This is a genomic window from Luteolibacter luteus (assembly GCF_012913485.1).
Classification (GTDB): Bacteria; Verrucomicrobiota; Verrucomicrobiia; order Verrucomicrobiales; family Akkermansiaceae; genus Haloferula; species Haloferula lutea.
The window spans coordinates 2041813-2067977 of sequence record NZ_CP051774.1 but is presented as its reverse complement, the minus strand read 5'-3'; the positions used below and the strand labels follow the sequence as shown (position 1 = coordinate 2067977).

Here is a 26165-nt window from a genome sequence, read left to right as displayed (position 1 = left end):
ATGTCCCACCACGCGCTCACTCCGAATGACGTCGTGCTCGACCGGCGCGATTTCCTGCAGCGTTGCGGCATGGGCTTCGGTGCCATGGCGCTTGGCGGGCTGATGACCGGCACAGCTTCTGCCATGGGCAGCAGCTCCGGGATCGTCCAGCCGCACTTCGCGCCGAAGGCGAAGCGTGTGGTGCATCTCTTCATGAATGGCGGGCCATCGCAGGTGGACACCTTCGATCGCAAGCCGAAGCTCCAGGAGTTCCATGGCAAGACCATGCCGCTCGAAGGACTGAAGACTGAACGCCCGACCGGTGCCGCGCTTCGCACACCCTTCGAGTTCCAGCGCTATGGTGAATGCGGCCTCGAGGTCAGCGAGCTTTTCCATCACACCGCACAGCATGCCGATGATCTTTGCGTGATCCGCTCTATGACCGCGGACGTGCCGAACCATGAGCCATCGCTAATGCTCATGAATTGCGGCGATGGCCGTTTGCCGCGTCCTTCCATGGGTTCTTGGATCAGCTACGGTCTCGGCAGCGAGAACGAGAACCTCCCCGCCTATGTCTCGCTCTGTCCCGGCGGCATGCCGATCAAGCGTGCGGAGAACTGGCGCTCTTCCTTCCTCCCCGGAAACTTCCAAGGCACCTACCTCGACAGCTCGATCGAGCAGGTCGGCAAGATGATCCAAAACCTGCGGAATCCTTCGGCACGCGACTCCCGCCAAGCCCGCCAGCTCGACTTTCTGCGTGGTCTCAACGAGCGCCACTTGGCTTCCCACGATCACGATCCACAGCTCGAGGCCCGCATCCGTAGCTTCGAACTCGCCTACCGCATGCAAAGCGAGGCGACCGACGCCTTCGATGTCACGAAGGAGCCGCAGCATGTCCGCGACATGTACGGCCCGGGTGCCTTCGCGCGTCAATGCCTCATGGCCCGCCGCTTGCTCGAACGCGGTGTCCGCTTCATCCAGCTCTGGCATGGCAATGGCCAGCCATGGGATAGCCACGATGACATCGAGGATCACCGTCGCCTTGCGAAGGAATGTGATCAAGGCATCGGTGCCTTCCTTGCTGATCTCAAGATGCGTGGTCTGCTCGATGAAACGCTGGTCCTCTGGGGCGGGGAGTTCGGTCGCACCCCGGCGGTTGAGCTTCCCCAAGCTGGCTCCAATGCTGGCAAGATGAAGGGTCGCGACCACAACCACTTCGGCTTTACCGTGTGGATGGCTGGTGGCGGCGTGAAAGGCGGCCACGTCCACGGTGCGACAGATGACTTCGGTTTCAAGTCCGTCGAGAAGCCGGTGCACGTGCACGACCTGCACGCCACCATGCTTCACCTCCTCGGCTTCGATCACGAGAAGCTCACCTACCGTTACTCCGGTCGTGACTTCCGGCTTACCGACGTCCATGGACATGTCGTGCAGGATCTCATTGCGTGACGACGTCAGATTGAGGCCATTTTGAATAGCAGGTCCGTGGCCTGTTAGACTCATTGCGGTTCGTGAGAATGGCGACGGATACCGACTCTTCTCCACTCTCCGTGCCCTCGGCGGGATGGGCGCCTTCAGGAGCTATGGGACCTGTTAGCGGACTTTGATGGGGCGCGTACCGAGGAGACACATCCTTTCCTGGTGCGGGAGCTCAATAAAACCCGCCAGAGCGGATCATGCCCTGTGGGTCGACATTGTCCGCATGGCTCATGGTGAGGGTGCTGCGGGAGAGCATCAGCTTGGCTGGCGTGGTTGCGTGGTGGAGTCGGCGAGAAGGGCTCAGGAGATACCAGCGCGAACATCAGCGAGGACCGACTTCAGCTACTCAAACGGCGGCCTCTTTTCGGGAGGTTTCGTTCTGGAGGGTAGCAGCCTGAAATTTCCATCTCACCTCCGTTCCCGAGTCTTCCTCCTGCGTGCTGGGAGGCCTCGGGTTGGCCCGCTTCGTGTTCCGCCGGAGAAGGGCTTCTTCTTCCTGAAGGGTCATCCGCCCGGGCGGCGAATTGAGGCTAGGTAGCGGGATCGCTGAGGGAGGAGCGATGATTTCTCTTCGCTCGATCTTTGTCGTTCTCGTGCTCGCTCAGATCGCTGCCTCCGCGATCGGATCAATCGTTGGCAGCTTCCTGCGAACCATCATCGTTCCTTGCGCTGAGCTGCTCATTGGGTCGGCAGGAGAGATCATGATAGGCAGGACCGAGGTGAGCGATTTCATCTCCACCTTGCTCCTGGCGCTGCTGATGATCGTTCTTTCGATCATGCTTCTCGGCCTGTTTGTGCGCATTGTATGGTGCCCCGCGGTGAAGTTCCTGAAGTTTGGAGCTTCCTACCCCGAAGGATGCAATGCTGACAAAAGGCTAAGCCGAGCCCATGATCTGGATCCATCGATCCAGCGATCGGTTTCCCCAAGGCCCGATGAGACGCCTCGTTGCCTAAAATTGGCGTAATCGAGCAGTAACCTGGAGTCTCAGTTCTTCCAGCTCAGCGCGCCCTTCTTCAGGGCATAGACGTAAGCGAAGGCCAGCACGCCGGCGAAGCCTGCCATCGAGACAAGCGGCACTGCGTTTCCGCCAGCCACGAGATCGCGGAACTGCACTGCCCACGGATACATGAATACCACCTCGATGTCGAAGATCACGAAGAGCATCGCCACCAAATAGAACTTTACCGAGAAGCGCGGCGCACCATCACCGATCGGCAACATACCGCACTCATACGCGCTATCCTTCGTCGCATTCCGACGAGCGGACTTCCCGAGCAGCACGCTCAAGGTGAGGCTCACCGCCGCGAAGCCGATGGCCACGAGGATCTGAACGAAGACGGGAAGGAATTGGGACGACATCCGGCCCGGGTGATAGGCGGAGGCTGGCAGCATGGGGAGGAAAAAAATACGCATCCACTGGATTCGTCATTCCCGGAGTTCACCAGTCTCATCGGGGCTGTCCTTCTCAACTCGTTTGCAGGAAAAGAAAAACCCGCACCGGGTTACCGATGCGGGTTTATTCCAAAAGGGGAGGCAAACGGACTTCTGGCGTCCTTTGGGCCTTCAATCTTCCTGCTGTTGGGCGAGATACTCGCTCGACGCCTCGTGGACGCGCTTGGTGCCTTTGTATTCCTTGCCGATCTTTTCGACCAGACCGCGGGTCACCAGGTTCTGGAGTTTCTCGTAAGCACGCAGGCGAAGCATCTCTTCACCGCCGCTCACAGCATTACGGACCTTGAGGTTGTCGAACACACGTTCGAACAGGTCATTGAAGCCAAACACCTTATCTTCCGCGAGCACGTTGCAGAGTTCATCCGTCACATGATCAGGAAGCCGGCGTGAGAACCGGGTGCGTTTCGTGGTGGTTGCCATAGCGCCCCGATCATAGCAGCAAATTGCCCCGTGCGCGACCCAAAAAGAGTCGCTCATTCAAAAAAATCCTTAAGGTATCTCAAGCAAAAAATTTTAAACAAAATGACGCTTAGGTAGCGTTGTGTGCATGCTGCAACGCGTAGAACGGATCAGTGCGAACAACTGGAGTTCAACGACCGTCGCGAATCACGCGATTTTCTTCGTCGAGGACTACCTTCTTTGCAACTACCGGAATTTCCGAAAGCCCGAAGGCCATGATCGCCACGCGTTCGCCCTTCTTGATCCGATGGGCGGCGCCGCCGTTGATGATGATCTGGCCCGTACCTGGAGGACCGGGCTGGGCGTAGGTTTCAAGACGGTTACCCGTCGTGATGGAGGCCACCAGGACCTTCTCGCCTGCCCACAGGCCGACGGTTTCCATGAGATCGGTCGGGATCTCAATGCTGCCTTCGTACTCGACGTCGGCAGCGGTGATCATCGCACGGTGAAGCTTCGATTTGAGCACCTGATGGAGCATGGCGGGCGGGAAGAAACCGGTGCGGGGAGAGGTCGTCAAGTGGCATCGCGGAAGAAAATGGAATCCTCCGCATGATCTTGGCCATCTGCCGTAAAAAGGCTCGGTTCGGAAAACGAAAAGACCCGGAGTTTCCCCCGGGTCGATTGGTCATGAAATCAGATTCGACCTGAAATCTTGGCTTAGATGAGACCGGCTTCCTTCAAGGTGGCGTGGGCGCCGTTCTTGTTGATGGTCTTGATTGCCTTGGCGCTGAGGGTGAGGCGGACGTAACGGCCCAGCTCTGGAACCCAGATGCGCTTGGATTGGAGATTCGGAGCCACCTTGCGCTTCACGACTTTGGTGACGTGACGGCCGATACCGCCCTTTTTCTTAGCGAGACCGGAACGGTTGATCTTGCCGCCGGAACGGACTCGGCTTCCTCGGATGCTGCAGACGCGGGCCATGGTGGAAAAATAGGAAAGGGTTGCTTGCGCGGGGCGAGGAGGATGGCGGCCACGGACCAAGCGTCAAGGCAAATCTTGGAATCTCCTCCAAATCTCTCCTGCTTCCGCATCCAGTAAGTTTGACTTTTCTAAAATTTTCAGATACTCGAAGCGCTGTGACCGCCCAAGACCAGCAGTGGTTTTATTCGACCCAAGGGGAGCGTTTCGGTCCCGTGGGTTTCGACTATTTGCTAGAGCTTTCCCAGTCCGGCAAGCTGGACCCGCGGAATGATCTGGTGTGGACCACGAGCCTTAGCGACTGGGAGCCCGCTGGCGAGATCGAGGGGCTTTTCGAGCGCCGTGCGGTCCAGAGCCGCCACGAAGATTCCCTGGCAGGCACCGAATCCCTCTCTCAGACCGGGGAGTATGTCTCGCCGGTGATCGTGCCAAAGGGGCATCAGGGGGGCACCGGGCGGATCGGCTACATCATGGGCACCGTGGTTTTGCCCTCCTTGATCCTCACCGGCTGGGGAGTGGCCATAGGCTTCATGAAGCCCTACGTGCCCATGCCCTATCAGAATTACCTGCCGATGGTTGCCCCGCCCTTGGTCGGCATCCTCGCGCTCGTATCTCAGGTAAAGCGCTTCCACAATCTCGGCATGAGCGGCTGGTGGACCCTCGGCCTTTTGATTCCCGTCCTCAATCTCTGGCTTCTCTACCGCTGCGTCGCCTGTCCCGCGGGTTATGCCGGCGTCAAGCGCCTCGATGGGATTGGCAAGCTGCTCGCCTTCCTCTACTGGGCTGGCATTCTCGCTGCCATCGGCTTGGTAGTTGCGGGCTTGGCCGGCTCCTTTGGCGTCATGAAGGATTCCGGCATGCTGGAGGACCTCCTGAAGCAGTTCAAGGAGCTACGCTCCGCAGCTCTTCCTGATCGCTAGCCGGAAGCCTTGGAACAGGCCTCATAACCCTTATGAGGCCCCGCCGATAGCTTTTCTCAGCCTTCCTTCTTGGTCTCGCCAGCGGCCTCGGCGGCCTTTGCCGCTTCCATTGCCTCGCGCGTCCATTCGCCCACTTGTTCGGTCGTTGGTAGCTCACCCTTGGCCACTGCCTCGGCGTAGCGCTCGAAAGGCGTTACCGGGAATCTCGGAGCCGTCTTTTGGAGTTCCTTGGCCGAGTCGGCGGCCTTCGCTGCAGAGATCTTGGCGGCTTCCTTGTCGCCCAGCGACCACTGGACTTGGGTCAGCGTCTGGAATTCGTAAGGCTGGCCCTTTTCCGCCAGCAGCTTCGAAAGCTCTTCGCTGATCATCTTGCGGAAGGATTCCGGGGCTTGCGGCTCCTTCACGGAACGCTGCGCCGCCAATCCTACCATGACTCGTCCCATCGGGTCGCCTGCGAGGGACTTCACATTCGTTTCCACGCCCGTCCAGTCGCCCTTGGCCACCAGCAGTTCGAAGTTCATTGCCGGAACATAGCGGCTCGTTTCGTCCAGAGCCTTCAGGTCGGCGATCGCCTTCTCCATTCCGGCGGTGTCCTTCTTCGCCGCGGCGGCGCGGAAAGCCTGCATCGTCTCGCCGATCTGGCCCTGCTTCTTTTCGGCTTCCTTGATGGAGGTGAGCACTTTCTCCTGGGCTTCCCCGCCTGCCAGCAGGCCCTCGATCACGTCGTTGCTGATCTGCATCGGATGGGTGGCCAGGATCACCTTCCCGTCCTTCACCACGAAAGCGTGCGGGATGCCCTTCACTCCGGCGGGCGTGAGCCACTCCTTCTCGAAAGCGCCGCCCTTTCCGGTGTATGCGACCGGATAGGACATGCCATCGCCTTTCTTGGTGACGAATTCAGCGACCTTGTCCTTGCCGTCTTCCCACACGTTCACGCCGATCACGCGGAGTCCCTTTTCCGAATACTTGTCGTAAAGCTCGTCCACGTGGGGAATCGCAGCCAGGCACGGGCCGCACCAAGTGGCCCAGCACTCGAGGATGTAAACTTTTCCCGGTTCCCATTCCCTCGGTGCCTCACCCTTGACCCACTCGAGCTTGCCGAGGGTTTCGGGGGTGACGCTGTCACCGGGTTTCTGGGCGTAAGTAGCGGTGGCGGAGGCTGCAAGGAGCAGGGAGGCGATGATCGTTTTCACCCTTCTAGAACGTTCCTGTGCCTTTGATTTGTGAAGGGAAATCGGGGAGTGCCGGGAGAATTGACCGATTCCGTCAGTTTCGCAGTAGTACGCGGAGTTCCTCCGGAAAGCTCCCGCCTCCGGCAGCCATGCTTTCCGCCTTCTGCTTGGCTTCCTTCAGCGCTGCCTCGCGCGTGCCTCCCCAAGGAAGTTGGGCCACCCACGCGATCGCTGCCGATGGCTCCCGGTCATACCATGCTTCCACGATCTTCCGGCTTAGCTCGGGTGTGGCGAGCTCCGGGCGGGTTTCCAGGAATGCTGCCGCCTCGCCCGGTGCTTGCCAGGCCCAGGAATGATAGACCGCGTCAAAGAGGGCGTCGCGGCGGGATGCGGGGACGGTCTCGATCCAGTCGAAAGCGGCGACCTTGTCTTGCCGGAAAAGCTCCCGGGCTGCGGTGGTCGCGATGCCTTCGGGCAGATCGGAGGCCTCGGGATTGCGGATGTGATCCAGCAGGCTTTGGGGGGCACTTTGATACCATGCCATTCCGATCCCATCCGAGGAGCGGTCCCACTCGGATTTCGCTACATTCTGCATCCACCAAGATACGGCTTCCTCAGGCGCGGTGCCAGCCCACCGGGTGGCCACTTCAGAGGCGGCGCGGTGCTTCATTCCGCCAGGTGGTAGGCTTTCCACCGCGGCACGGGCGGACGCGGGGTCACGGCGCATCATCAGCGCCGTGATCTTGCCCGTTGCTTCGGCCAGCGGGCCGGAGGACAAGTGGCTGGATGCCCACGACAAGGCTGCTGCCGGGTCCGATTCCGCCAAGCTTGCACAGAAGTCGGCACCCAGGCGTGCCCGGGCGGTTGGGGTCGCCTCCTTCTCCAGCCACTCCATGGTGACGGCCATCGCCTGTGGATCATGATCTGCCGGCTTGGCGAGAAGGTCGCCCGAGAATCGCTCGATCACCCGACCGCGGAGATCCGGTCCGAGTTGGCGCAGCCAGACGATGGCGGCTTGAGGATCCTTTTCTATCCAAGCCGACGCGTAAGCCGAAGCGATCCGGTCCTTTGCCTCACCCTCCGGCAGGCTTTGGATGCGCCCGGCTCCGATTTCCGGGTCCTTCGGGAGGATGGCATAGGAATAGAAGCGGCAGATCATCGGGGAAAGTTTGCCGAAGACCTCGGCCACCTTTTCCGACTGCTCGTCGCTTCCTCCGGTCAGCTTCCATACCGCGCTGCAGAAGAAATTTTCGGCCATCTTCGCAGCCTCGGGATTCGCGAGCAGCCCGTCCAAGTCGCGCTCGCCCCACATTCCCGCCACGAGGGTCAGCAAGTCGCGGCGCAGTTGCATCGGGAATTCCGCGGTCTTCACTATTTCCCAAGTTCCGGCCGGGTCCTTGGCCGCGAGCCGGCGAGCCGCGTCCATGATCTCGTCGCGAGAGAATTTCCCGCTTCGATAGAGCTGCTCGAAAGAGTCCGGACGCACGCTCTCGATCGCTGCCAGATGGGTCGCTCGCTGCCCCACGCCTTCCGGCTGGGGGCGAGAGGACGTCTTCCCGGAAGCTTGCCTTGCACTGGTGGCTTTTTCCAGCGTGCCCGGCAACATCCGCGCCGCGAAGAAGGCGGCCACGGCCATGGAAATGGGAAGGATCGCCTTCATTTCAGGGAAATGCTTTCAGCTAGTTTGCTCCGCTCCGCCTTCGGCAGGGTGGGGGAGATTTTCTTGAAAGCCGCGCGTGCCGCCTCCGGGTCATCGGCCAGCCATGCTTTCATGGCCTCGCTCCGCGCCTCCAGCCGCCATGTGGGATCGCTCATCGAGGCGGTCCATTCCCAAGCGCCCTCGGCATCGCTCGCGGCCATGCGCTTGACCAGATAGAGGGTGCCTGCATCCCGCGCCCGGTCGGCCGGTTTCGTGGCCAGCCACTCCGCCGCCGCATAGGGATCATGCAGTGCCCAGCCGTTCACGGCACCGGCGTAGCCTGCTGCCTTGGCTTCGGAATCTTTCTGTGCATCGGCCCAAGCAAGCGCTGACAAGGGATCGGAGGCCCCCCAGCGCGAGGAATTGGAAAGCACTGCTTTCTTTGCCGCCTCGGAGGGTGGCAACTCGCTCAGGTCCACCGCCAAGGCCTCCGGTTGCATCGCCGGTCCATGGGTAGCATCGGGATTTCTCACCAGATCAACGTAGTTGAGCGCGTCCAATAGAGCCGCGGCCCGGTCTTGGGTCGGGATCTTGTGAAGGGTGGCAGCGAAGTAGTCGGAATCCGCTACCGAGCCTTCCGGCGTGGTGAAGCAGCGAGCGTAGACTTCCGCGCGCAGTGCCGGATTCGGCAGGGTTGATGCAAAGGCGATTGCCGAGCCTTCGTCCCGCTCTTTCCACTCATTGAGCAGCGCGCCCAGAATGACCGACCGGCGGTCGGAGCCAGCTTCGGCAGCGAGCGCCCGGGCGGTCTCCTCCAGCTTTGCGGTCGGAAGTTTGCCCCAGAAGCTGGAGTTCATCATCGCGTAGCCGTGATTTCCGATTCCGGATTCTCCGGCCAAGCGGTAGGCGTCCATCACGTCCATCTTTCCGGCTTGGATCGCGCCGATCAGAAGGCCGTCCAGTGGTTCGGCGACGAACAGGTCGTAGAGATCGCCCGTGGAGTTCTCCTTGATAAGCTTGAAGGCGGCAACCGGATCATCCTTCCCGACCAGCCGCAGGATTGCCGCGGAAATCATCTCGTTTTCCCCGACCGGAAACAGCGACTTGAAGCGCGGATCCTCGCTGTTGAGTGCCTTCCAAGCGGCAGCCGGATGGGCTTCGGCCATCTTTTTCAGAGCTTCCGCGACCGCGGCTTTACTCACCTCGGGCTCAAGGGTCATGGCCCACTCCAAGGTCCCGGCAGCGTCCTTCTGGGCCCGCAGCTTCGCCAGCACCCCGTAGATGGCAGAGGCGCTGGAATGGGAGCTGCGTCCTTCGTCGAGCAGTGCCTTGGCGATCTCCTCGAACTTCGCCGGATTCTTCTCCACTACCGCCAGCCACGCCGAACCGCCGTCGGGGTAGGGCATGTAGTAGCGGGCGTAGTAGGCGGCGAAAATCTCCGGATCTCGCGTGATCAATTCCTTCCCGATCAGATCGAGGGCCCCTTTCTCCCTTCCTTCCCAAGTGTCGAGCGCGGCGAAGGCGGCGGAAGGGTTCCGCAGCGCCCACTCTGCCGTCAGCTGGGCGCGGAGGTCGTGATTTTCCTCTCCTTGCAGTCGAGCCCACGCGCCTTCCGGATCGAGCTCCGCCCAGCGGATGCAGAGCAGCCGGCTGCGGGTGTTCCGCTCCAACTGCTCGTCCGGGTGATCCGGGGTCGCGCCGCGGAGCTTCGCCGCTTCCGCTTCCAAGTCCGCCGTCGTGGCGCGCTCCATGCCCGCGGCGATTTCTCCCGCGCGGGACGTTTTGGTGGCGGCGTCGGCAGGGTCCGTCTTTGCGGTGTGGGGCCGGTAGCCGAGCCACGCCGCCGCCGGGACCAGCAGCCAGAGGAAGTGATGCCTCATGCGCGGAAAATCCTGCCGCCCCCGGCACCCGCTGTCAGATGTTTTTTCTCCAACAGTTCTCCTAGCCCTTTTCCACGCTGTATTTTCCGGCTCCGGCGAAGAGCAGGGTCAGGTAGCCTCCGAGGTAGATGAAGGCGAGCTCGCCGCTTCCCGGACCGGAGAGCTTCATGTTGTGGACCACTCCCCATGCCACTCCCATGGTGATCGCCAGCATCAGGGCAGAGAAGCGCGTGAGAAATCCGGCAATGATAAAGGCCGATCCCAAGAACTCGCAAAGGACTGCCAATACCAGCGTGGGCATCGCACCGATCTTGAGCGGATCGGTGGACCCGAATTCGCCATTCACCAGCTTTTGCAGCTTTCCCCAACCGTGGAGCGCCAGCATCGAGCCACCCAGCCAGAGGCGCAGGAGCAGCAGGGCCAGCGAGGAATTGAGCGGGATGAACTTGAGCTGAAGGAATGATTTCATGCGAACGCGGCGTGCGAGGCTCCCCAGCAAGCGAAGCTTCCCGAAAAAGTAAAGATGAGGGTCCGGGAACCCCGGGTGAACATGGCAGCAGGTGCTGCTCCGGTCGCCTGATAAGCCTGTTAAAACAGGGAAATTAACAGGCTGGGCGGGATTCCAAGGGGCGCTGGCTGAGTTGACTGCGACCAGCAGGTTTGCGAGGGGAATTGCGCGGAGAAGACATCGTGCTGGCGAGCATGCCCCGTTTTGGGGCGGACCTTCTACTGCCAGAGAGGGCCCCGATCTGACTTTGGGGACTCCGGAAGGCTGGCTTGTGCCAGCCAAGTGCCGGTAACCAGTGATTCGGCGTTTTCTCAGGCAATCCCTTCCTGATTGAGGAAGGACTTCCGGCACAGCTCGGCATACTTCCCGCCACGTGCCCACAGCTCCTCATGAGTGCCTTCCTCGATCACCCGGCCCTTTTCGAGCACGTAGATCTTGTTTGCGTTCCGGATCGTCGAAAGCCGGTGAGCGATCACAAAGGCGGTGCGGTTTTCCATCAGGCGGTCCAGCGCGTCCTGAATCTGGCGCTCGGTCTCGCTGTCCACGGAGGCGGTCGCCTCGTCCAGCAGCAAGATCGGAGCATTCTTCAGCAGGGCCCGGGCGATCGAGAGCCGCTGCTTCTCCCCGCCGGACAGCTTGACGCCGCGTTCGCCGACATTCGTGTCCAGTTCTTGGGGCAGGGCCTTCACGAAAGTCGCTGCGTGGGCCGCTTCGAGTGCGGTCCACATTTCCCCGTCTGTCGCATGCCGTTTTGCCAGTGCCAGGTTCTCCCGGACCGTGCCGTTGAAGAGGAAGGGCTCCTGGGTCACGTAGCCGAGTCGGTCCCGCAGCGAATTCTTGGAGAGTCCCGCGATGTCGATCCCGTCGATGGTTACCGCCCCGCTGTCCCGCTCGTAGAAGCGGGTGAGGATGGAGAGCACCGTCGATTTCCCCGCGCCGGTCGAGCCTACCAGCGCGATCGTCTGCCCGGGGCGGGCTTCCAAGTCCACGTTGTGGAGGGTCGGCTGGTCGCCGTAGGAGAAGGAAACATCCTGGAAGCGCACGTGACCGTCGATCTTTGCGGGCAGGGATGCTCCTTCCGAAGCGTTCAATTCGTCCTCGGAATCCAGGATTTCAAAGACCCGGTCTGCCGCTGCACGGCCGGAGAGGATCATCTGGTTCAAACCGTTCAGGCGGTCGATCGGATCGTAGAAAAGGGAAAGTGAGAGGAAGAAAGCCACGAAGTCGCCCTGCTTCAAGGAGCCCTCCATCACCGCCCGGCCTCCGAAGGCCAGCACGAAGACATAGCCGGTCATCCGGACGAAGGACATGGTGGGGGAGTAGATGGCCCACCACTTCATCATCCGCAGGGATGCGCGTCGCAGGGCCTCGGAGTAACGGTTGAAGCGGTTCAGCTCCGGCTCCTCGGCGGCGTAGGCCTTGATCTGGCGGATGCCGGAGATGTTGTCGTGGAGGATTGCATTGAGATCCGAGGCGGCATCCCGCTGGTTCCGGTAGCGGTCCCGGCCCTTGGTGGAATAGAACCAGGCCCCTATGGCCAGGAGCGGCACCGGCAGGGTGGCCCAGAGGGCGACCCCGGCATTCAGATAGAAGAGGAAGATCCCTACGCCGATTACCTGCAGCGCGGCCACCAGTCCCTGCTCGACCCCATCGATCAGCACCCGTTCCATATTGGTCACGTCTTCCACCACGCGGGTCATCACATCCCCGGTGCGGCGGGTATCGAACCACTTCAGCGGCAGGCGCTGGATCTTCGAATAGAGGTCCTCCCGGATGTCATAGATCACCTTCTGCTCGAAGGTATTGTTCACGAAGATCCGGAGAGAATTCAGTCCGTCCTTCAGGAAGAAGCCCAACAGGGCCAGCCCGATCCAGAATCCGAATTCCCCGTGGCGGGCCGGATTTGGAATGATGACATCGATGACGTGACGGGTCGCGTTAGGGAACACGAAAACCGCCAAGGTCATCCCGATGGCACAGACCAATTGGGCCGCGGCATGGCCCGGATAATGCCGTAGATACGAGAAAACGCGGGGTATGGAACTCATCGACCGATGTAGGGTGCTGCGCTGTCCATCCTTTGTAAATCCACGTTGCACAATCGTGAAATTTGGTATTGCCGGGTCCGATAGAGCCTCCCTAGCTTGCGCCTTAGAACAAGACCCAACCGTCACCTGACAAAACCCCATGGCCAACGTTTTTGCCATTCTTAGTGCCATTGCACTCGCAGCCGCCGCATTCCTTGCGTTCAAAAACAAGGAAGCGTACGAAAATGAGATCAGCGCCCGGAAGACCGAGCAGGACCGTCTTGCCACGAGTACGGCCAAGCACGAGAGCCTGGTAGCTGACTTCGATGAGACCGCCTCCACCCGCAAGACCGCCGAAGAAGAAACGGTCGGCCTTCGCGAGAAGGAAACGGCGGAAACCAAGAAGAACAACGACGTCGAGACCCAGGTTTCGGCGAAGAAGACCGAGGCAGATGGCAATGCTGCCAAGATCACCAGCATCCAAGAGCAGCTCAAGGAAATCGGTGATATCGAGGGTCTCGTTGGCAAGCTTCAGCGCACCAAGGCGGACATTGAGGAATTCGACCTCAGCATCGCGACCACCGAGGCGAAGCTCGCGGACATGACTTCCGAAAAGACCCGCACCGAAGGAGTTATCGGTGGCTACACGGTGAAGAACAGCAACTACTCCAACAAGCACTCGTTCTTCTCCTCCACCCGCGTCGGTTCCGTTTACCCGTCCTACGGGTTCGTGACTCTCCCGATCGGCAATACTGCCGGTGTGGTTTCGGGTTCCACCCTTGATGTGATCCGCGGTGGTGCCGTGATCGGCAAGCTCCGGGTTCGTTCCGTGGAAAGCGGCCGCGCTGCGGCCGAGATCATCCCGGATTCCGTTGCTCAGGATGTGACCATCTCCGTCGGTGACCGCGTGGTCCCGGGTGCGGAAGCAGCCGCCAAGTAAGCAGCCCCTGATTCCAAGCCAAACCACTTTTCCAAAAGCCCGCAATGAAAGCCGTTTTTTACGTCTTGGCCCTCCTGATGACCGGCGGTGCCGCGTTCTTCTCCTTCTCGAACAAAGGCAAGTTCGAAGACCAGAAGGAGATCAAGGAATCCACGATCGATCTCAACAAAGCCAAGGGCAAGGAGATCGAAGACCAGCAAGCCAAGCTCGACGAGGAGAAGGTCAATCTTGAGACCGCCAACCGCGAGCGTGAGCAGGTGAAGCAGAACATCGATTCCCTCGTCGCGAAGGGTCGCCAACTGACCCGCGATCTCGCTTCGGAAAATTCCCGTCTTGAAGAGCAGAAGGCAACTTTTGCCAAGCTGAAGGAAGCTCAGGACAAGGTCACGGAGATGGTGAAAGGTGCCGGTGCAGAAGCTGGCGAGCCGATCACCCTTGAAACTCTCCCGGCAGCCGTCCAGAAGCTTGAGGAAGAGCGTCAGGCCAAGGAAAAGCAGGTCGCCGAACTTGAGAGCAACATCGAAGCCGCCCAAAAGGCAGTTGAGAAGAATCAAGCTGAGATCGGCCGTCTTGCCGACCGCGATGCTTCCCGTGACTCCCGCATCCGCCGCAACGCGATGCAGTCCGTGGTCACCGCCGTCAACGACGACTGGGGCTTCGTGGTTATCGGTGCTGGCAGCAACACCGGTTTCACCCCGGCCACCAAGCTGGTCATCAGCCGCGACGGTCGCCGCATCGGTGAAGTGAAGCCTTCTTCGATCGAGCCTTCCCAGACGATTGCCGAAATCGACCCGGACACCATCGCTCCTGGCGTGCGTATCCAGCCGGGCGACACCGTGATCCTGGCCGAGCCGGCCACCAACTGAGGATCCGCACGGATTCGCTGATTTCAAGGCCTCCGCGAGCTTGCAAGCTGCGGAGGCCTTTTTATGTTCCGTCCATGCGCTTCGCTCTCGCCGCCATCGTTTTGTCCGCGATCCTGCCTCTTTCTTCCTGCGCCACCGATGAGGAGAAGGAGCAAAAGCCGGTCGGCCCTCAAAGTTCCTCGAGCCAGATTCCTTGGAACAAGCCGATCTCCGGCCAAGGTGGCGGTGCCTTTGGTGCTCTTCCGCAGCAGCCACGCCGATGATGAAACTGGTCCTTCGGGGGCTGCTCCTCGCGTTGGTCCTGGGATCTGCCGCTTGCCCGCAGCAGGATGCCGCCGGGCAGGGTCCGGTTTCCCCGAACCGCCAGAGAGCGTGGGGGGAGCATCCGCCCGCGCAGGGTGTGCTTGGAGGGGTGCCTCAGCAACCCCGTCGGTGACCTCACCGATGGTAAGGCTCGCCGCGTCTCAGCGTCGCCACCCGGTAGAGTTGCTCGAGCAGGACGACCAGGGCGAGTTCATGCTGCATGGTGAGCTTCGAGAGGCACCACACCGCATCGCAAGTTTTCCTCAACTCCGGGGTGTGGCCGTCCGAGGCTCCGATCAAAAAGCTCACTGCTTTCACGTCCCCGCGCATTTCCAGCGCCGCGAATTTGTCTGCCCAAGCTTGGGTGGCCAGTCCTTCACCCCGCTCGTCCATCGCGATACGGAAGTTTCCTGAGGACCGCTCCAGCAGGGCGGCTGATACCGTCTCCGAGTCTCCTGCCTTCAGGTATTCCAGATCATAGCTGCCGTAGCGGCCGAGGCGCTTGAGGTATTCTTCCACGCCGCTCTTCGCATAGGCGAGGGCGGGCTTTCCGGCGGCAAGGATGCGGACGCGCACGCAGGCAGCATCTGGCTCCCTGCCATGCCGGGTCAATGCGCTTTCCGGCTTGTCGCGGCGGGTGCTTTCGGAAAGATGGCCGCAGAATGAAATATCTGTCGCTGCTGCCGTTCCTGTTAGTCGCTTGTGCCCATCAGGATCCTCATTCCGAGGAAGCCCACGGCCGCAAGATGATGGCGCTCATCGAGAAATTCGACCGCTTCGACTACAACGGCAATGGCCTGCTGACCCGCGCCGAGATCGAGCAAGGCATCAAGGAAACCGGCGTCCAGGGCGTCGAGCCCAAGGAACTCGATGCCATGATGAAGTATTACGACGTGAACAAGGACGGCTCCATCTCGCGATGGGAATCCGAGCACGTGCTAACGAAGCCTGTGCCGGAGATCCACTGAGGCGCGGTGATTCTCCGATACGGAAAAGGGCGCGGTCACCCGCGCCCTTTTCGATACTTGTTTGAAGGCTTCTCCGATCAGCGCACGCGCTCGAGCAGCCAGGGCAGAAGGGCATCGATCGGCAGGCGCTCCTGCTCCATCGAGTCGCGGTGGCGGACGGTCACGGTGCCTTTGTTCTCGTCGCCGTTTTCGCCGAGGGTGTCGAAGTCGACGGTGATGCAGTAAGGCGTGCCGATCTCGTCCTGACGGCGGTAGCGCTTACCGACGGCACCACCTTCGTCGTAGAAGACATTCATCCATGGCTGGAGCTTCTTCTGGATCTCCTTCGAAATGCGGACCTGCTCCTCGTTCTTCTTCAGCAGCGGGAAAATGCCGACCTTGATCGGGGCCATGCGCGGGACGAAGCGGAGCACGGTGCGGCTGTCGTCCTTGCCCTTTTCATCGGTGAGCGCTTCCTCGTCGAAGGCCTCGCAGATGAGGGCGAGCACGGTGCGGTCGCAACCGGCGGATGGCTCCACCACGTGGGGTAGCAGGCGCTCCTTGGTTTCCTCGTCGAAGTACTCCAAGGGCTTTCCGGAGCCCTTCTGGTGGACGCCGAGGTCGTAGTCGGTGCGGTAGGCCACGCCTTCGAGCTCCTGCACACCGAAGGGGAACTCGTATTCGATGTCGTAGGTCTTCTGGGAGTAGAAGGCGCGCTCGCCATCCGGGATGTCCAGGATATGGAGCTTTTCGCGCGGGATCCCGATTTCGCCGTAGAAGTTCAGGCGGGCTTCCAGCCACTCATCGGTCAGGCGCAGGCCGTCTTCCGGGCGGCAGAAGTATTCGATCTCCATTTGCTCGAACTCGCGACTGCGGAAGGTGTAGTTGCGCGGGTTGATCTCGTTGCGGAAGGACTTGCCGATCTGGGCGATTCCGAAAGGCAGCTTCACGCGGTTCGAATCGAGCACGTTCTTGTACTGGACGAAGATCGATTGCGCGGTTTCCGGGCGCAGGTAGGCGTCCGATGACGGATCGTTGTCGTCCGCGGAGGCGCCCATCTTCGTTTTGAACATGAGGTTGAACTCCCGCGGCTCGGTCAGAAGGCTGCCGTTCTCCGGGTTGAAGGAGGTCGTACCGGTGACTTCCTCGCGGCGGTCTTCGATGAGCTCCAGCTCCTTCGGGGAGATCTTCTTGTCCGGCATCAGGTCGCCGTAGAACTTGCGGGCGGTCTTGTGGGATTCGATCGGGTCCTTGCCCGGGGCGACCAGCACCGCGAAGACGCGCTCCACGCTCCAGTTGGTCGCTTCGTGCTTGGCTCCCTTGAAATAGACGGCGGTGCCGTCCTGGGCTGGCACTTGGTCAGCGCGAAGGCGGGCCTTGGAGAGAAGGCAGTCGGACATCGGATCGCTGAAGCTGTCCAAGTGGCCGGAAGACTTCAGGACCTGCGGCATGGTCAGGATCGCGCCGTCCATACCGAGCACGTCATCGCGTTCCTGGACGGTCTTGCGCCACCAGTATTCCTTGAGGTTTCGCTTCAGCTCGGCACCCAGCGGACCGTAGTCCCAGCAACCGTTCAGACCGCCGTAGAGCTCTCCGGCTTGGAAGATGAAGCCGCGGCGTTTGCACAGGGAAACGATTTTCTCCATGCGGGCGGGGTCGGTATGCTCCTTGTTGGCCATAGGTCTAGCGGTTGTAGGGGCGCGGATGGAATCAGGCCCGGCGGCGGGCGGCAAGGCGCGATTGTGCCGCGAAAAGGCGACCCCGGCCTTCCTGATTGGAGGAGGGACGGTCGGCCAGCCGCCCCAGGAAGGCTTGAGTGGCGGATTGCGCAGGCAGGGCAGAGTCTGGCCCGGCTCAGTCATAGCTGCCTCCCGGCCGGAAATGGTGGACGCCGGTGGAGAGGGGGCCTGAGAATCTATCGGCGACGGCGGAGCAGTGCGAGCAGTCCCATGCCGCTCAGAAGCACGCTTCCGGGTTCCGGGATAGCGACCAGGTTGAAGGTCTGTGGCCCGTAGACGATTGAATCCAAGGTTTCTCCAAATGGAATCTCGCCGGGGAGGGCGTCGCGCGGGGTGAGGATGTAGGTAAAGACCGCCGATCCGTCTCCATGGACGAAGGTGGGGGTCGGGGATGCGATGCTGAAGGTGTAGGTTTTGATCCCATCAAATTGCACCGTCACAGGTACCGAGCTTGCCGTGGCGTTTGCGCCGTTGATCACTGACAGCCTGAAATCGGTAGATAGGGGAACGGGCCCGGCGGTCGAGGTCCTTTCCAACTGCCATGAGATGCCTTGTGGGGGCACGCCTTCACTGTCGCTGAAAGAAATGAAGGTCTGGAGTCCTCCACCGACAGGGAGAGGTGCCGGCAAGACGGAGCCTCCGTTGGAATAAGGAGTCCCCCCGGCAAAGGTGGAGGTGCCGGTGAAAACGAGCGCGGCCTGTGCCGGGGCGCTTGCTCCGATGGCGGCGAACGCCGCGAGGGTCAAGAGACGAGGCATAATCGCGGACCTGCAGCAGGTCGTCAAAGATCGCGCACGCGAAGTCAGGAATTGAGGAGAGATGGTCATTTCCGATGGGGGTGGGTTTCAAGGACGCATCCAAAGATGCTATTGTAGAGATGACTTAAATTATAAGGGATGCAACGAAATGTCATCTCTGTTGTCATCGGCGAAAGGGAAAGATCCCGGAGCCAGAAGCTCCGGGATCTCTCTTTGCTGGTTCGTCGCTACTTCGGGATCAGTCCGCATCCGCGAAGCGCCATTGCTGGTCTTGGGCTCCGGTGAATTGCCAGAGTTGGACGATGCTGCCGTTGCCGAATTGGTCGTCGTCGCCTGTGACCTCCAAACAACTGCCGGACGCGCACTCCGGAGTGAAGCGCAGCCAGTTGCCATCGGTCCGGCTGATTCCCCAGTGCTGGGCGTTGTTGTTGAACCAAGCCCATTGCTGGATCTTGGTGCCATTCGCGCTGCCGGCGGCGTTCACATCGAGGGCCTTCGAGACGGCGTGAGTCGGGGTCAGGCGGAGCCAGCTTCCGACCGGGTTGCTGACTTCCCATTTCTGGTTCGCACCGCTCACATACTCCCACAGGTGGGCCTGCGCGCCATCGGCAGCGGAAACCCCGGCGATGTCCAAGCACTCGTAGTGGGCATGCTTTGGCAGGAGACGATAGGTGCCCGGGGTGATGCCCACGAGCTCCGGATACCATTGCTGCCAATTGCCGTCATTGTGGCCCCACTGGTGGAGGTCGTTCACCCCGCTCGGGTCCATATCGAGCACCTTGGAGTCGGTGCCCTTGTGGACGAGGAAGAGATGAGCGTCCGGATTCTGCGCGACCCACCATTTCTGGGCGTCGCTGCCATTGCCGGTGTATTGAATCACGTCCACGCCGTCACCGCCGCCGTTGCTCACCACGTCGAGCCACTTGTTTGTGCCCTGATGGTTGAAGCTATAGGTGCCATCGGCATTGCGCCACGCCACCCAGTTCTGGGAGGCCGTGCCGGATGCTGTTGCCACCTGTACGGACACGTTGTCTGCCGAGCTGTTGCCGGGCACGTCGAGGTATTTTCCGTTCTGGCGGTTCTTGAAGCGATACACGCCGCCGCTGACCAACGGGCGATATCCTCCTTGGTTGCGCGGACCAAAGGTCACTTGGACATCGGCATAGCGGTTCGGATTCGAGCCTCCGACGGCGATCGTCTTCAAGGTCAGGTCGGCCGCGGCGTCGTACCAGGTCTGGTTGACGGCGAGGGGTGCGTTGTCGCGGTTGTCATCGCCCGGGTTGTTCAAGTCGAGGACCTTGCTGTCCGAGGCCCGCCACGAGGAGACGGCCATTACCGCCGCGCCGTTGTTGTAGTTCGGCTGGGCGATGGCATCTCCGCGGACCGAGATCCAGTAATTGAACTCGTAGTCGCGGCCGAACTTGATCGCCAGGGTGCGATTGAGAGCCGTCGCTCCATCGTCCTGATAGATGCGGTAGGTTCCGCTGCGGGTGACCGTCTGGACGGCCGAGTCCGGGAGCCAGCCGCAGAAGTTCTTAAAGTAGGCGTTGAAGCTGTTGTACTGGTTGGCACCCCAGGCATTGCCCATCGGATCGTTCGCGTCCCCATACTCGCGGTGCTGGCGGCTCGGGGAAATCGGATTCCCGTCGGTGCTGTACCAGGAGTTTGCGTGCGGCAGCCAGAAGACATGCCCGTATTCGTGGACGAAGAGACGCACGTCGAAGTTGCCGTTGCACCAGATGTTGCCGCCGCCACCCCAGCCGGCTGCGCCGAACTGGCTATAGCCCTCGTGAGCGATGACGAAGCAGGAGTAGTCCGCAAGGTTGTAGCCTTGGGCTGCCGCCGCGGCCTTCGAGTCATCCGCCCAGCGGCCCCAGTCGTAGCCATTGCCGGTGTAGTAGGCGGAGTTCTGGGGCAAGGTCATCACCGGGGTGATGTCAGCTCGGTTGATCCAAGTCTTCTGATAGGAGATGCGGCGCATGCGCACATCCCAACCGTCGGAGCGGGTCACCGTATCCTGAAAGGACGCCACCGTCGCCCAAGAGGGGAAAGGCTTGTCCGTGGGCTGCACGCGCATGACGAGGATGTTCTTCCCGCCATGGGTGAGGCTGGTCGGTGGCTTTCCGATGTAGCCGCTGGATCCCGTGATGCCGCTGTCCCCGGAAGCGTAGATCTGCGATCCACCGGCGATGCTCTTCTTGTAGATCGCCTGCAAGTCATGGTTGGTCAGCTTCTTCTGGGTGTTCTCGGCGTTTTGTTCTCCCGCCACGATGGCGGACTCCACGTTCGTCACGTGGGCCGGTTCGCAGGTCCCGTAGAGGTCGGTGCCGATCTGGAAGACGGTCTTCTCCTCCGCGGCTACCGTGGCGGCCGTGGGTTTCGCCACGGTCTCTTCCGAAACCGGGCAATATTCATTCACGGTGGACCCTTGGATCTTCTCGCCGGGTTCGAGGGAGCGCAGCGGGCTATCGAGGACCGCCAGCTGCTTGTCGATCGCGACGCCGTGAAGCGAGGCTCCGTTGACGTAGGGCGTGTTCGTTCGCTTGCCATAGCGGAAGGCCTCGTAGCTCTGGCCCTCGACGCGTGCGTAGTCGATGACGGAAGCGCCGCCTTCGCCATCCATCCCGGGTGTGGTGTGCAGCGAATAGAGATCACCGTAGCCGTTCACGCGGTCTTCCAAGAGGCCTTCGACGGCATCTGGCATCTGTTGGCGTACGGCTAGGGGAATGGAATCGGCTAGCACGCGGCGTGGATCTTTCGATATCTCGGCTTTCAGGAAATCGCGGCGAGCAGTTGCAAGTTGCACACCCTGATCTTCCATGTTTGGTCGGTCGGAAGCGGCGGATGATAGATATGCATTTGCCCATTGCGCGAAGTTTGCGATGGCAGGTTCCGGGTCGGACTTCCAGCCGGAGCCGATCAGTTCCCGTTCAGGAATGAGTGCCGCCACGGGAGGTCCCTGGGGATCCTCCATGCCGGTAGGTACCGCGTTTTCGCCGAGCTTCGCCAGCTTCTCCATCCGCCTTTGTTCGGGATCGGGGAGGTTTCTTGCCCGATCCAAGGCTTTCGGATGCTGAGTTTGGCCAACGACTTCCGGCGATACGGTGTTCGCCGCTTGGTGCCAGTACAGCCCGGTGCCGGAGGCTCCGAGCAAGGCTGCAGTGGCGAGGAGGGCCCGCCGGGTTCGCGGCGGACGAGTACTTTGCTTTGGGTTCTTGGGTTTCATGTCGAGGTCCCCCCTTTATGGGGATCTAACATGAAAAAAGTGAAATCTACCCTTTGGCTACCCGAATCGGTGTCTGCAACGCATTTTATATTTGAGACTGAGGATTCGATCAAATCAGATGGGGTTTACATGAAAACTTACAGATATATCATAATGTCCGATTTTGCGCTTTTCCGAGGGAGGTAACGATTCGTGAGAAAAGGGGTCCGGGCAACTGTTTGCGGAATGGGTCGGGGGATCGCGCTTGCCTCAATGGGTGCCAGACGGGCTTCCTTCGGAGCTTCGGGCAGATGACCGGGGATTAAACGGATCAGAGGAATGTACGGATTTCGATGGAAGGATCTCCAAGCAAAGAGATTTGAGCTGCCTTTCTTGCATGGCAGCGCTATCACTCCGCTAATGCGCTTGCTTGTCCTTCTGCTCGCCCTTGCCATCCCTCTTCATGCTTCGGAAAGTGGTTCGAAGATCGTGAGCGCTGCTCGCAAGCAGGTGGGGGTGACCCTTTATTACACGCCGGATTACGAGCAGCTCGCGTATCCGGGAGGTGATTTGCCGATGCACCGCGGCGTATGCACCGATGTCATCATCCGCGCCCTTCGCGAAGGCTTGGGCAAGGATTTGCAGAAGCTGGTCCATGAAGACATGCGAGCGAATTTCTCCGCTTATCCGAAGAACTGGGGACTATCCCGGCCGGACAAGAATATCGACCATCGCCGGGTCCCGAATCTGCAGGCTTTCTTCAAGCGGAGCGGATTCGCGGTGAAGGTCACAAAGGATCCCGCGGACTACGAGGCTGGCGACCTGGTGACCTGCACGGTGCCACCGCATCTCCCGCACGTCATGATCGTGAGTGATAAGAAGAACGCCGAGGGTGTTCCGCTGGTGATCCACAACATCGGTGGCGGAGCCCAAGAGGAGGACAAGCTTTTCACCTATCCCCTGACCGGCCACTACCGCTGGAAGGACGAGGATGCCAAGAAGTAGGCGGGGTATCCGAAGTGCGGTAAGAAGCGGGAAATTCGCGTGAGGATCCCGTCCGGTATTGCCAGCTGTTCCCCGATGGTGAGAAGCTGACGGCTATGCTGATCGGCACCCACACCTTGCTTCCGGTTTGTCTCGGGCTCGCAGCGGAGAATCTCTCGCTGGCGAAAGGAAAAGGGCATGTTTTCCCGGAGTGGGCGCTGCCGGTCATCGGGTTGTTCGGCGCACTTCCGGACCTCTGCTCGCCCCACATCTCGCTGGAGGACCGCATGACCAGTTGGTCGCACACGGTGTGGTTCATGGCCGGGCTGATCCCGGTGTGTGCGATGGTCTGCAGCTTCTTCCCGAATGGCTATCGCTGGAGAGTGGCAGTGGCGCTATGGCTGGCATCCCTGCTCCACTTGTTCGCGGATGCGATCGCGGGCGGGATCGCGTGGCTCCGGCCGTGGCGCCTGGATGTGATCGGGGACTACTATATCCCGGCGGCTCAGTGGCTCTGGTGGGACATCGGCTTCGTCTTCTTGACCTGGCTGCTGGTCCGCTTGCGTCCGCATTCGGAGGCATTGGGGATGGAGGGGAGCTGAGGTGCATCAAGGATGCGAAGGATCCAGCGCTCAAGGGCGCGGCGGGTCGGCGCAGGCATCCGGCGGGACTTCCAGCCTTCGGCCAAGCGAGCGGCGAGCTTCTTTTCTTCCTTTCCGGAAAGGCCGGCGAAGGACATGCCGCACTCGCCGCGAAGCCAGCGCGCAAAAGGTGTCTTTTTGGCGCCTGCGGCCTCGCCGAAGTGCTCTAGAAGGTATTCGCGAGGAATGATCAGGATTTCCGCCTCGTGGTGGCCGGGCAGGCGGGTCCATTTCCAGTCCTCGCCTTTCTCTTGGCCGCCGAAGCAGCCGAAAAGCTCATCGCGGAGGAAGATCCGGTGCTCGCGGCCCCAGATCACGCCTTCGCCTGCGGCATTCACCCAAAGCCAGAGTTCATCGCCGAGGCGATGCTGCCAGCGGCGGGATGCCCCGCGGAGATCCCCGCGCAAACGCCACGCCTCGAAGCCGTTTTCTTGCCACCAGCACTCGAACATGGCGCTACTATTGAGAATGATTCGCAATAGGCAAGGGGAGAATGTGGGATGCGCGGTTTACGGGAAGGGATGCGAAGGCGGGAGGGCGAATAACAAAAAAGGCCGGAGCTCTTCGCTCCGGCCTTTGCAGGAAATCTGAAGAAAGCAGGGCTCAGGCGAGCGCGAGAAGCTTCTGCTTGAGCATGTCCTTGGTGACATTTGCGCCGACGATCTGGTCTTTCACCTCGCCGCCCTTGAAGAAAAGAAGGAGCGGGATGCTGCGGACGCCGTATTTCACGGCGAGTTCGCGAGCTTCGTCCACGTTGACCTTGCCTACCTTGGCTTGGCCTTCCACTTCGCCGGAAAGCTGGTCGATGACCGGGCCGATCATCTTGCAAGGTCCGCACCACTCGGCCCAGAAGTCCACGAGAACGGGCTTGTCGGAATCAATGACCTCGGACTGGAAATTGCTTTCGTTGAATTGCTGAGCCATGCGCGGAAGGTGCAGGGAGACCCGGAAAAGTCAAGGGCCGCCCTGCCGCGGGTGCGGCGGGACGGCCCTTGGAAATCGAGCTCTTCAGCTGATCAGATCGGCAGGTTGCCGGCCGTGAAGGCGATGGCAAGAACTGCAGCGGCGAGCAGGAAGGTGATGATGGGGTAAATCATGATCGTGGATGAAATTGGGATAGGTCCGAAGGATCAGAACAGGTCACCGAGCGACTTTCCGGAGAGGCCGAGGATCTGGAATTGGAACACCAGAACGGCAGCAGCGGCGAGGAAGCCGAGCACCGAGAGGATGGTGGAAACGGTGTCGCTTCCTTCTTCTTCCTCGTCGTCGGTGCGGATCGTGGCGGCGGCGCTCAGCGATGGACCGGCGGTGCCCAGAGGCTGGGTCGGCGGCTGAAGCTGGACGGTGGCCTTCGGCAGGGAAACGGTATTGGCAGGAGCGCCGCCAAGTGGGGCGGTCTTCAGGCCAGGAGCACCCGGGGTGCCGGTCGGGTTGATGCGGATCGTCGGGGCCGGAGCCGGAGCGGTCGGCGCACCAGCGGGGCGCAGCGCGATGGTCGGGGCCGGGGCCGGAGCCTTCGGAGCGCCACCGACGGTCGGGGCGGCTACGCTCGGAGCCGGCGGAGCACCACCGAGACCGGTGGGCATTGGCGGCTTGGTAGCGGCCACCACGGGAGCGTTCGGAGTGGCAGGAGGTGCGTCAGCGGCCTTGAGCGTCACGCGCACGGTTTCCTTCTTGAGAGGGATCGAAGAGGTCTGCTTCGGAGCCGGGATCGAGGACGTACCGCGCGGCTGCGGGATCGACGACGTTTGCTTCGGCGGCGGGATTTCGTTTTCGCTCATGGACTAGGCTTTTTTGATTGCAGGTTGACGAAAGCAATCACGCCCGCCCGCGGCCTGTCAAACATCCATCTCGCGTGAGGGGGCTCCGTGTGAAATTTTCGCCCGGTACGGGGCGAATTCGCCACATGGAGGTGTGGCGCTTGACCCTTCTCCCAAGGGGCATTGATTGATGGGATCCATGATCAACCGCCGTTCATTCCTCGGGGCCACCGGCCTCGCCTTCCTCGGGCTGCAACGTTACACGCTGGCTGAGGAGGCCGCCGGCCGGGTCATCGAGCCCTTCGGTCCGCTGCTGAAGGATCCGAAGGGAATTCTCGATTTGCCGGAGGGCTTCAGCTACAAGGTGCTGGCGACTCGTGGCGAGACGATGGCGGATGGTTTCAAGGTGCCGGGCCAAGCCGACGGCATGGCCGCCTTTGCCGGTCCGGACGGGAAGGTGGTGCTGGTTTGCAACCACGAGCTCGGGCTCGAAATGAGCGCCATGGGGCCTTTCGAGGACAACACCAAGCTGTCGGAGAAGATCGATAAGGGGCTCTGCTTCGATGCCGGGATCGACGGGAAGGAGCCTTTCTTTGGCGGCACCTCGAATCTGGTCTTCGACCCGACGACCGGGGAGAAGACGTCCCACTTCCTCTCGCTGGTCGGTACCGACCGGAATTGTGCGGGGGGCGCGATGCCATGGGGCGCATGGATCACCTGCGAGGAGCCAGGGGACATGATCACCGAGCGAGGCCAGAAGCATGGCTGGTGCTTCGAGGTGAAGGCGACCACGACGCCGGGCATCCAGAAGCCGGTGGCGCTCAAGGCGCTGGGACGTTTCCGCCATGAAGCTGTGGCCCTCGACCCCAAGACCGGCATTCTCTACCTGACCGAGGACCGCGGAGACGGGCTGCTTTACCGCTTCCTGCCGGAGGTCAAAAACGATTTCTCCAAGGGCAAGCTCCAAGCGCTCTCGATTGCCGACAAGCCCTCGGCCGATCTCCGGAATTACGATCCGGAAGCCAAGTGGCCGACTGCCAACACCGCCCTGAAGGCGAAGTGGATCGATCTCAGCGACATCGAATCGCCGAAGGATGACTTGCGGATGCGCGGCTTCGAGTCCGGGGCCGCGCGCTTTGCCCGTGGCGAGGGGATTCATCTGGTGGGCGACTCTTTCTACATCGCTTGCACGGACGGTGGTCCGAAGCATCGCGGCCAAATCTTCCGGCTGGTTCCCTCGGGTGAAGTAGACAAGGAGGACACGCTGGAGCTTTTCCTCCAGCCGGAGGAAAGCGACTTGTTGACCAATGGCGACAACCTGTGTCCGGCTCCGTGGGGCGGCATCGTGGTCTGCGAGGACCTGGTCGATCCGACCTTCTCGCCCGCCGCGCATGTCCGCTGCGTGACGCCGGAGGGGAAGGTCTTCACCTTGGCCCGGAACCCCGAGGAGGGAGAATTCGCGGGGTGCTGCTTCTCTCCCGACGGCAAGTGGTTCTTCGTTAACCTCCAGACGCGGGGCCTGACCGTGGCGGTGACGGGACCTTGGGAGAAGGCCTAGGCTGCTTGACAATGCGTGCCGGGTCCGGTG

At 61.1% G+C, this 26165-nt stretch carries 25 protein-coding genes; 9 read left to right on the top strand and 16 right to left on the bottom strand.

Annotated features, from left to right (window positions below):
• Positions 1–1428: a DUF1501 domain-containing protein gene (locus HHL09_RS08465; RefSeq protein ID WP_169454129.1), complete on the top strand. Its 1428-nt coding sequence runs from the start codon at positions 1–3 to the stop codon at positions 1426–1428.
• Between the two features lie 1015 nt (positions 1429–2443).
• Here HHL09_RS08465 and HHL09_RS08460 read toward each other — a convergent pair.
• The 4 genes from HHL09_RS08460 to rpmB form a co-directional block, all read right to left on the bottom strand.
• Complete coding sequence (locus HHL09_RS08460) at positions 2444–2851, bottom strand: NADH-quinone oxidoreductase subunit A (RefSeq protein ID WP_240963759.1); 408 nt, start codon at positions 2849–2851, stop codon at positions 2444–2446.
• Positions 2852–3022: 171 nt separating this feature from the next.
• A complete protein-coding gene (locus HHL09_RS08455) occupies positions 3023–3331 on the bottom strand; it encodes a hypothetical protein (RefSeq protein WP_052573795.1) in 309 nt (102 codons plus the stop codon).
• Between the two features lie 169 nt (positions 3332–3500).
• The gene (locus HHL09_RS08450; protein WP_240963758.1) at positions 3501–3887 is read right to left on the bottom strand and encodes an aspartate 1-decarboxylase; all 387 of its coding nucleotides are present in this window, start codon (positions 3885–3887) and stop codon (positions 3501–3503) included.
• 140 nt (positions 3888–4027) lie between these two features.
• Positions 4028–4291: a 50S ribosomal protein L28 gene (gene rpmB, locus HHL09_RS08445; protein ID WP_169454128.1), complete on the bottom strand. Its 264-nt coding sequence runs from the start codon at positions 4289–4291 to the stop codon at positions 4028–4030.
• 155 nt (positions 4292–4446) lie between these two features.
• On the opposite strand from rpmB, the gene HHL09_RS08440 reads away from it, so the two are divergent.
• Positions 4447–5208: a GYF domain-containing protein gene (locus HHL09_RS08440; protein WP_169454127.1), complete on the top strand. Its 762-nt coding sequence runs from the start codon at positions 4447–4449 to the stop codon at positions 5206–5208.
• A 56-nt stretch (positions 5209–5264) separates the two neighbouring features.
• On the opposite strand, the gene HHL09_RS08435 is transcribed toward HHL09_RS08440, so the two are convergent.
• From HHL09_RS08435 to HHL09_RS08415, 5 genes are all read right to left on the bottom strand, one after another.
• Positions 5265–6401, bottom strand: a complete 1137-nt coding sequence (locus tag HHL09_RS08435) for a TlpA disulfide reductase family protein (RefSeq protein ID WP_169454126.1) — start codon at positions 6399–6401, stop codon at positions 5265–5267.
• 73 nt (positions 6402–6474) lie between these two features.
• The gene (locus HHL09_RS08430) at positions 6475–8040 is read right to left on the bottom strand and encodes a hypothetical protein (protein ID WP_169454125.1); all 1566 of its coding nucleotides are present in this window, start codon (positions 8038–8040) and stop codon (positions 6475–6477) included.
• Positions 8037–9899, bottom strand: coding sequence for a hypothetical protein (locus HHL09_RS08425; RefSeq protein ID WP_169454124.1), 1863 nt, complete (start codon positions 9897–9899; stop codon positions 8037–8039). Before HHL09_RS08425 ends, HHL09_RS08430 begins: the two co-directional genes overlap by 4 nt.
• A 61-nt stretch (positions 9900–9960) precedes the next feature.
• Positions 9961–10368, bottom strand: a complete 408-nt coding sequence (locus tag HHL09_RS08420) for a DoxX family protein (RefSeq protein ID WP_169454123.1) — start codon at positions 10366–10368, stop codon at positions 9961–9963.
• 350 nt (positions 10369–10718) lie between these two features.
• Positions 10719–12455 (bottom strand): ABC transporter ATP-binding protein, encoded by a 1737-nt coding sequence (locus HHL09_RS08415; RefSeq protein ID WP_169454122.1) that lies wholly within the window; start codon positions 12453–12455, stop codon positions 10719–10721.
• A gap of 139 nt (positions 12456–12594) precedes the next feature.
• Between HHL09_RS08415 and HHL09_RS08410 the strand changes: the two genes are divergently transcribed.
• The 3 genes from HHL09_RS08410 to HHL09_RS08400 all read left to right on the top strand — a co-directional run bounded on the left by HHL09_RS08410 (position 12595) and on the right by HHL09_RS08400 (position 14503).
• On the top strand, positions 12595–13374 hold the full coding sequence (locus HHL09_RS08410; protein WP_169454121.1) for a hypothetical protein: 780 nt from the start codon (positions 12595–12597) through the stop codon (positions 13372–13374).
• A gap of 44 nt (positions 13375–13418) precedes the next feature.
• Positions 13419–14240, top strand: a complete 822-nt coding sequence (locus HHL09_RS08405; RefSeq protein WP_169454120.1) for a hypothetical protein — start codon at positions 13419–13421, stop codon at positions 14238–14240.
• 74 nt (positions 14241–14314) lie between these two features.
• Complete coding sequence (locus HHL09_RS08400; protein ID WP_169454119.1) at positions 14315–14503, top strand: hypothetical protein; 189 nt, start codon at positions 14315–14317, stop codon at positions 14501–14503.
• 175 nt (positions 14504–14678) lie between these two features.
• Here HHL09_RS08400 and HHL09_RS08395 read toward each other — a convergent pair whose 3' ends face one another.
• On the bottom strand, positions 14679–15119 hold the full coding sequence (locus tag HHL09_RS08395; protein WP_169454118.1) for a 23S rRNA (pseudouridine(1915)-N(3))-methyltransferase RlmH: 441 nt from the start codon (positions 15117–15119) through the stop codon (positions 14679–14681).
• A gap of 86 nt (positions 15120–15205) precedes the next feature.
• Between HHL09_RS08395 and HHL09_RS08390 the strand changes: the two genes are divergently transcribed.
• On the top strand, positions 15206–15511 hold the full coding sequence (locus tag HHL09_RS08390) for an EF-hand domain-containing protein (protein ID WP_169454117.1): 306 nt from the start codon (positions 15206–15208) through the stop codon (positions 15509–15511).
• Between the two features lie 77 nt (positions 15512–15588).
• Here the strand turns inward: HHL09_RS08390 and HHL09_RS08385 are convergent, their stop codons facing one another.
• The 3 genes from HHL09_RS08385 to HHL09_RS08375 all read right to left on the bottom strand — a co-directional run bounded on the left by HHL09_RS08385 (position 15589) and on the right by HHL09_RS08375 (position 21213).
• On the bottom strand, positions 15589–17169 hold the full coding sequence (locus HHL09_RS08385; protein WP_169454116.1) for a glycine--tRNA ligase: 1581 nt from the start codon (positions 17167–17169) through the stop codon (positions 15589–15591).
• A gap of 236 nt (positions 17170–17405) precedes the next feature.
• Positions 17406–17987 (bottom strand): PEP-CTERM sorting domain-containing protein, encoded by a 582-nt coding sequence (locus tag HHL09_RS08380; protein WP_169454115.1) that lies wholly within the window; start codon positions 17985–17987, stop codon positions 17406–17408.
• 238 nt (positions 17988–18225) lie between these two features.
• Complete coding sequence (locus tag HHL09_RS08375) at positions 18226–21213, bottom strand: RICIN domain-containing protein (RefSeq protein ID WP_169454114.1); 2988 nt, start codon at positions 21211–21213, stop codon at positions 18226–18228.
• Positions 21214–21612: 399 nt separating this feature from the next.
• On the opposite strand from HHL09_RS08375, the gene HHL09_RS08370 reads away from it, so the two are divergent.
• Together HHL09_RS08370 and HHL09_RS08365 are read left to right on the top strand one after the other, a co-directional pair.
• Complete coding sequence (locus HHL09_RS08370) at positions 21613–22197, top strand: DUF1287 domain-containing protein (protein ID WP_169454113.1); 585 nt, start codon at positions 21613–21615, stop codon at positions 22195–22197.
• A 95-nt stretch (positions 22198–22292) separates the two neighbouring features.
• Entirely contained in the window at positions 22293–22778 is a 486-nt protein-coding gene (locus HHL09_RS08365) for a metal-dependent hydrolase (RefSeq protein ID WP_169454112.1), read from the top strand.
• Here the strand turns inward: HHL09_RS08365 and HHL09_RS08360 are convergent.
• The 3 genes from HHL09_RS08360 to HHL09_RS08350 form a co-directional block, all read right to left on the bottom strand.
• Positions 22682–23269 carry a hypothetical protein gene (locus HHL09_RS08360; RefSeq protein ID WP_169454111.1) on the bottom strand — a complete coding sequence of 196 codons (588 nt, stop codon included), beginning with the start codon at positions 23267–23269 and terminating at the stop codon, positions 22682–22684. The two genes, HHL09_RS08365 and HHL09_RS08360, sit on opposite strands and share 97 nt — an antisense overlap.
• A 151-nt stretch (positions 23270–23420) precedes the next feature.
• Positions 23421–23741, bottom strand: a complete 321-nt coding sequence (trxA, locus tag HHL09_RS08355; protein ID WP_169454110.1) for a thioredoxin — start codon at positions 23739–23741, stop codon at positions 23421–23423.
• A gap of 206 nt (positions 23742–23947) precedes the next feature.
• Positions 23948–24598 carry a hypothetical protein gene (locus HHL09_RS08350; protein ID WP_169454109.1) on the bottom strand — a complete coding sequence of 217 codons (651 nt, stop codon included), beginning with the start codon at positions 24596–24598 and terminating at the stop codon, positions 23948–23950.
• A 178-nt stretch (positions 24599–24776) separates the two neighbouring features.
• Between HHL09_RS08350 and HHL09_RS08345 the strand changes: the two genes are divergently transcribed.
• Positions 24777–26135 carry an alkaline phosphatase PhoX gene (locus HHL09_RS08345; protein ID WP_169454108.1) on the top strand — a complete coding sequence of 453 codons (1359 nt, stop codon included), beginning with the start codon at positions 24777–24779 and terminating at the stop codon, positions 26133–26135.
• Positions 26136–26165 lie beyond the last annotated feature (30 nt).

Bases quoted from the DNA above. Each gene is read 5' to 3' on its own strand.
- HHL09_RS08465 (WP_169454129.1), top strand. From the start codon at position 1: ATGTCCCACCACGCGCTCACTCCGAATGACGTCGTGCTCGACCGGCGC.
- HHL09_RS08460 (WP_240963759.1), bottom strand. From the start codon at position 2,851: ATGCTGCCAGCCTCCGCCTATCACCCGGGCCGGATGTCGTCCCAATTC.
- HHL09_RS08455 (WP_052573795.1), bottom strand. From the start codon at position 3,331: ATGGCAACCACCACGAAACGCACCCGGTTCTCACGCCGGCTTCCTGAT.
- rpmB (WP_169454128.1), bottom strand. From the start codon at position 4,291: ATGGCCCGCGTCTGCAGCATCCGAGGAAGCCGAGTCCGTTCCGGCGGC.
- HHL09_RS08430 (WP_169454125.1), bottom strand. From the start codon at position 8,040: ATGAAGGCGATCCTTCCCATTTCCATGGCCGTGGCCGCCTTCTTCGCG.
- HHL09_RS08425 (WP_169454124.1), bottom strand. From the start codon at position 9,899: ATGAGGCATCACTTCCTCTGGCTGCTGGTCCCGGCGGCGGCGTGGCTC.
- HHL09_RS08420 (WP_169454123.1), bottom strand. From the start codon at position 10,368: ATGAAATCATTCCTTCAGCTCAAGTTCATCCCGCTCAATTCCTCGCTG.
- HHL09_RS08415 (WP_169454122.1), bottom strand. From the start codon at position 12,455: ATGAGTTCCATACCCCGCGTTTTCTCGTATCTACGGCATTATCCGGGC.
- HHL09_RS08410 (WP_169454121.1), top strand. From the start codon at position 12,595: ATGGCCAACGTTTTTGCCATTCTTAGTGCCATTGCACTCGCAGCCGCC.
- HHL09_RS08405 (WP_169454120.1), top strand. From the start codon at position 13,419: ATGAAAGCCGTTTTTTACGTCTTGGCCCTCCTGATGACCGGCGGTGCC.
- HHL09_RS08400 (WP_169454119.1), top strand. From the start codon at position 14,315: ATGCGCTTCGCTCTCGCCGCCATCGTTTTGTCCGCGATCCTGCCTCTT.
- HHL09_RS08390 (WP_169454117.1), top strand. From the start codon at position 15,206: ATGAAATATCTGTCGCTGCTGCCGTTCCTGTTAGTCGCTTGTGCCCAT.
- HHL09_RS08385 (WP_169454116.1), bottom strand. From the start codon at position 17,169: ATGGCCAACAAGGAGCATACCGACCCCGCCCGCATGGAGAAAATCGTT.
- HHL09_RS08380 (WP_169454115.1), bottom strand. From the start codon at position 17,987: ATGCCTCGTCTCTTGACCCTCGCGGCGTTCGCCGCCATCGGAGCAAGC.
- HHL09_RS08375 (WP_169454114.1), bottom strand. From the start codon at position 21,213: ATGAAACCCAAGAACCCAAAGCAAAGTACTCGTCCGCCGCGAACCCGG.
- HHL09_RS08370 (WP_169454113.1), top strand. From the start codon at position 21,613: ATGCGCTTGCTTGTCCTTCTGCTCGCCCTTGCCATCCCTCTTCATGCT.
- HHL09_RS08365 (WP_169454112.1), top strand. From the start codon at position 22,293: ATGCTGATCGGCACCCACACCTTGCTTCCGGTTTGTCTCGGGCTCGCA.
- HHL09_RS08360 (WP_169454111.1), bottom strand. From the start codon at position 23,269: ATGTTCGAGTGCTGGTGGCAAGAAAACGGCTTCGAGGCGTGGCGTTTG.
- trxA (WP_169454110.1), bottom strand. From the start codon at position 23,741: ATGGCTCAGCAATTCAACGAAAGCAATTTCCAGTCCGAGGTCATTGAT.
- HHL09_RS08350 (WP_169454109.1), bottom strand. From the start codon at position 24,598: ATGAGCGAAAACGAAATCCCGCCGCCGAAGCAAACGTCGTCGATCCCG.
- HHL09_RS08345 (WP_169454108.1), top strand. From the start codon at position 24,777: ATGATCAACCGCCGTTCATTCCTCGGGGCCACCGGCCTCGCCTTCCTC.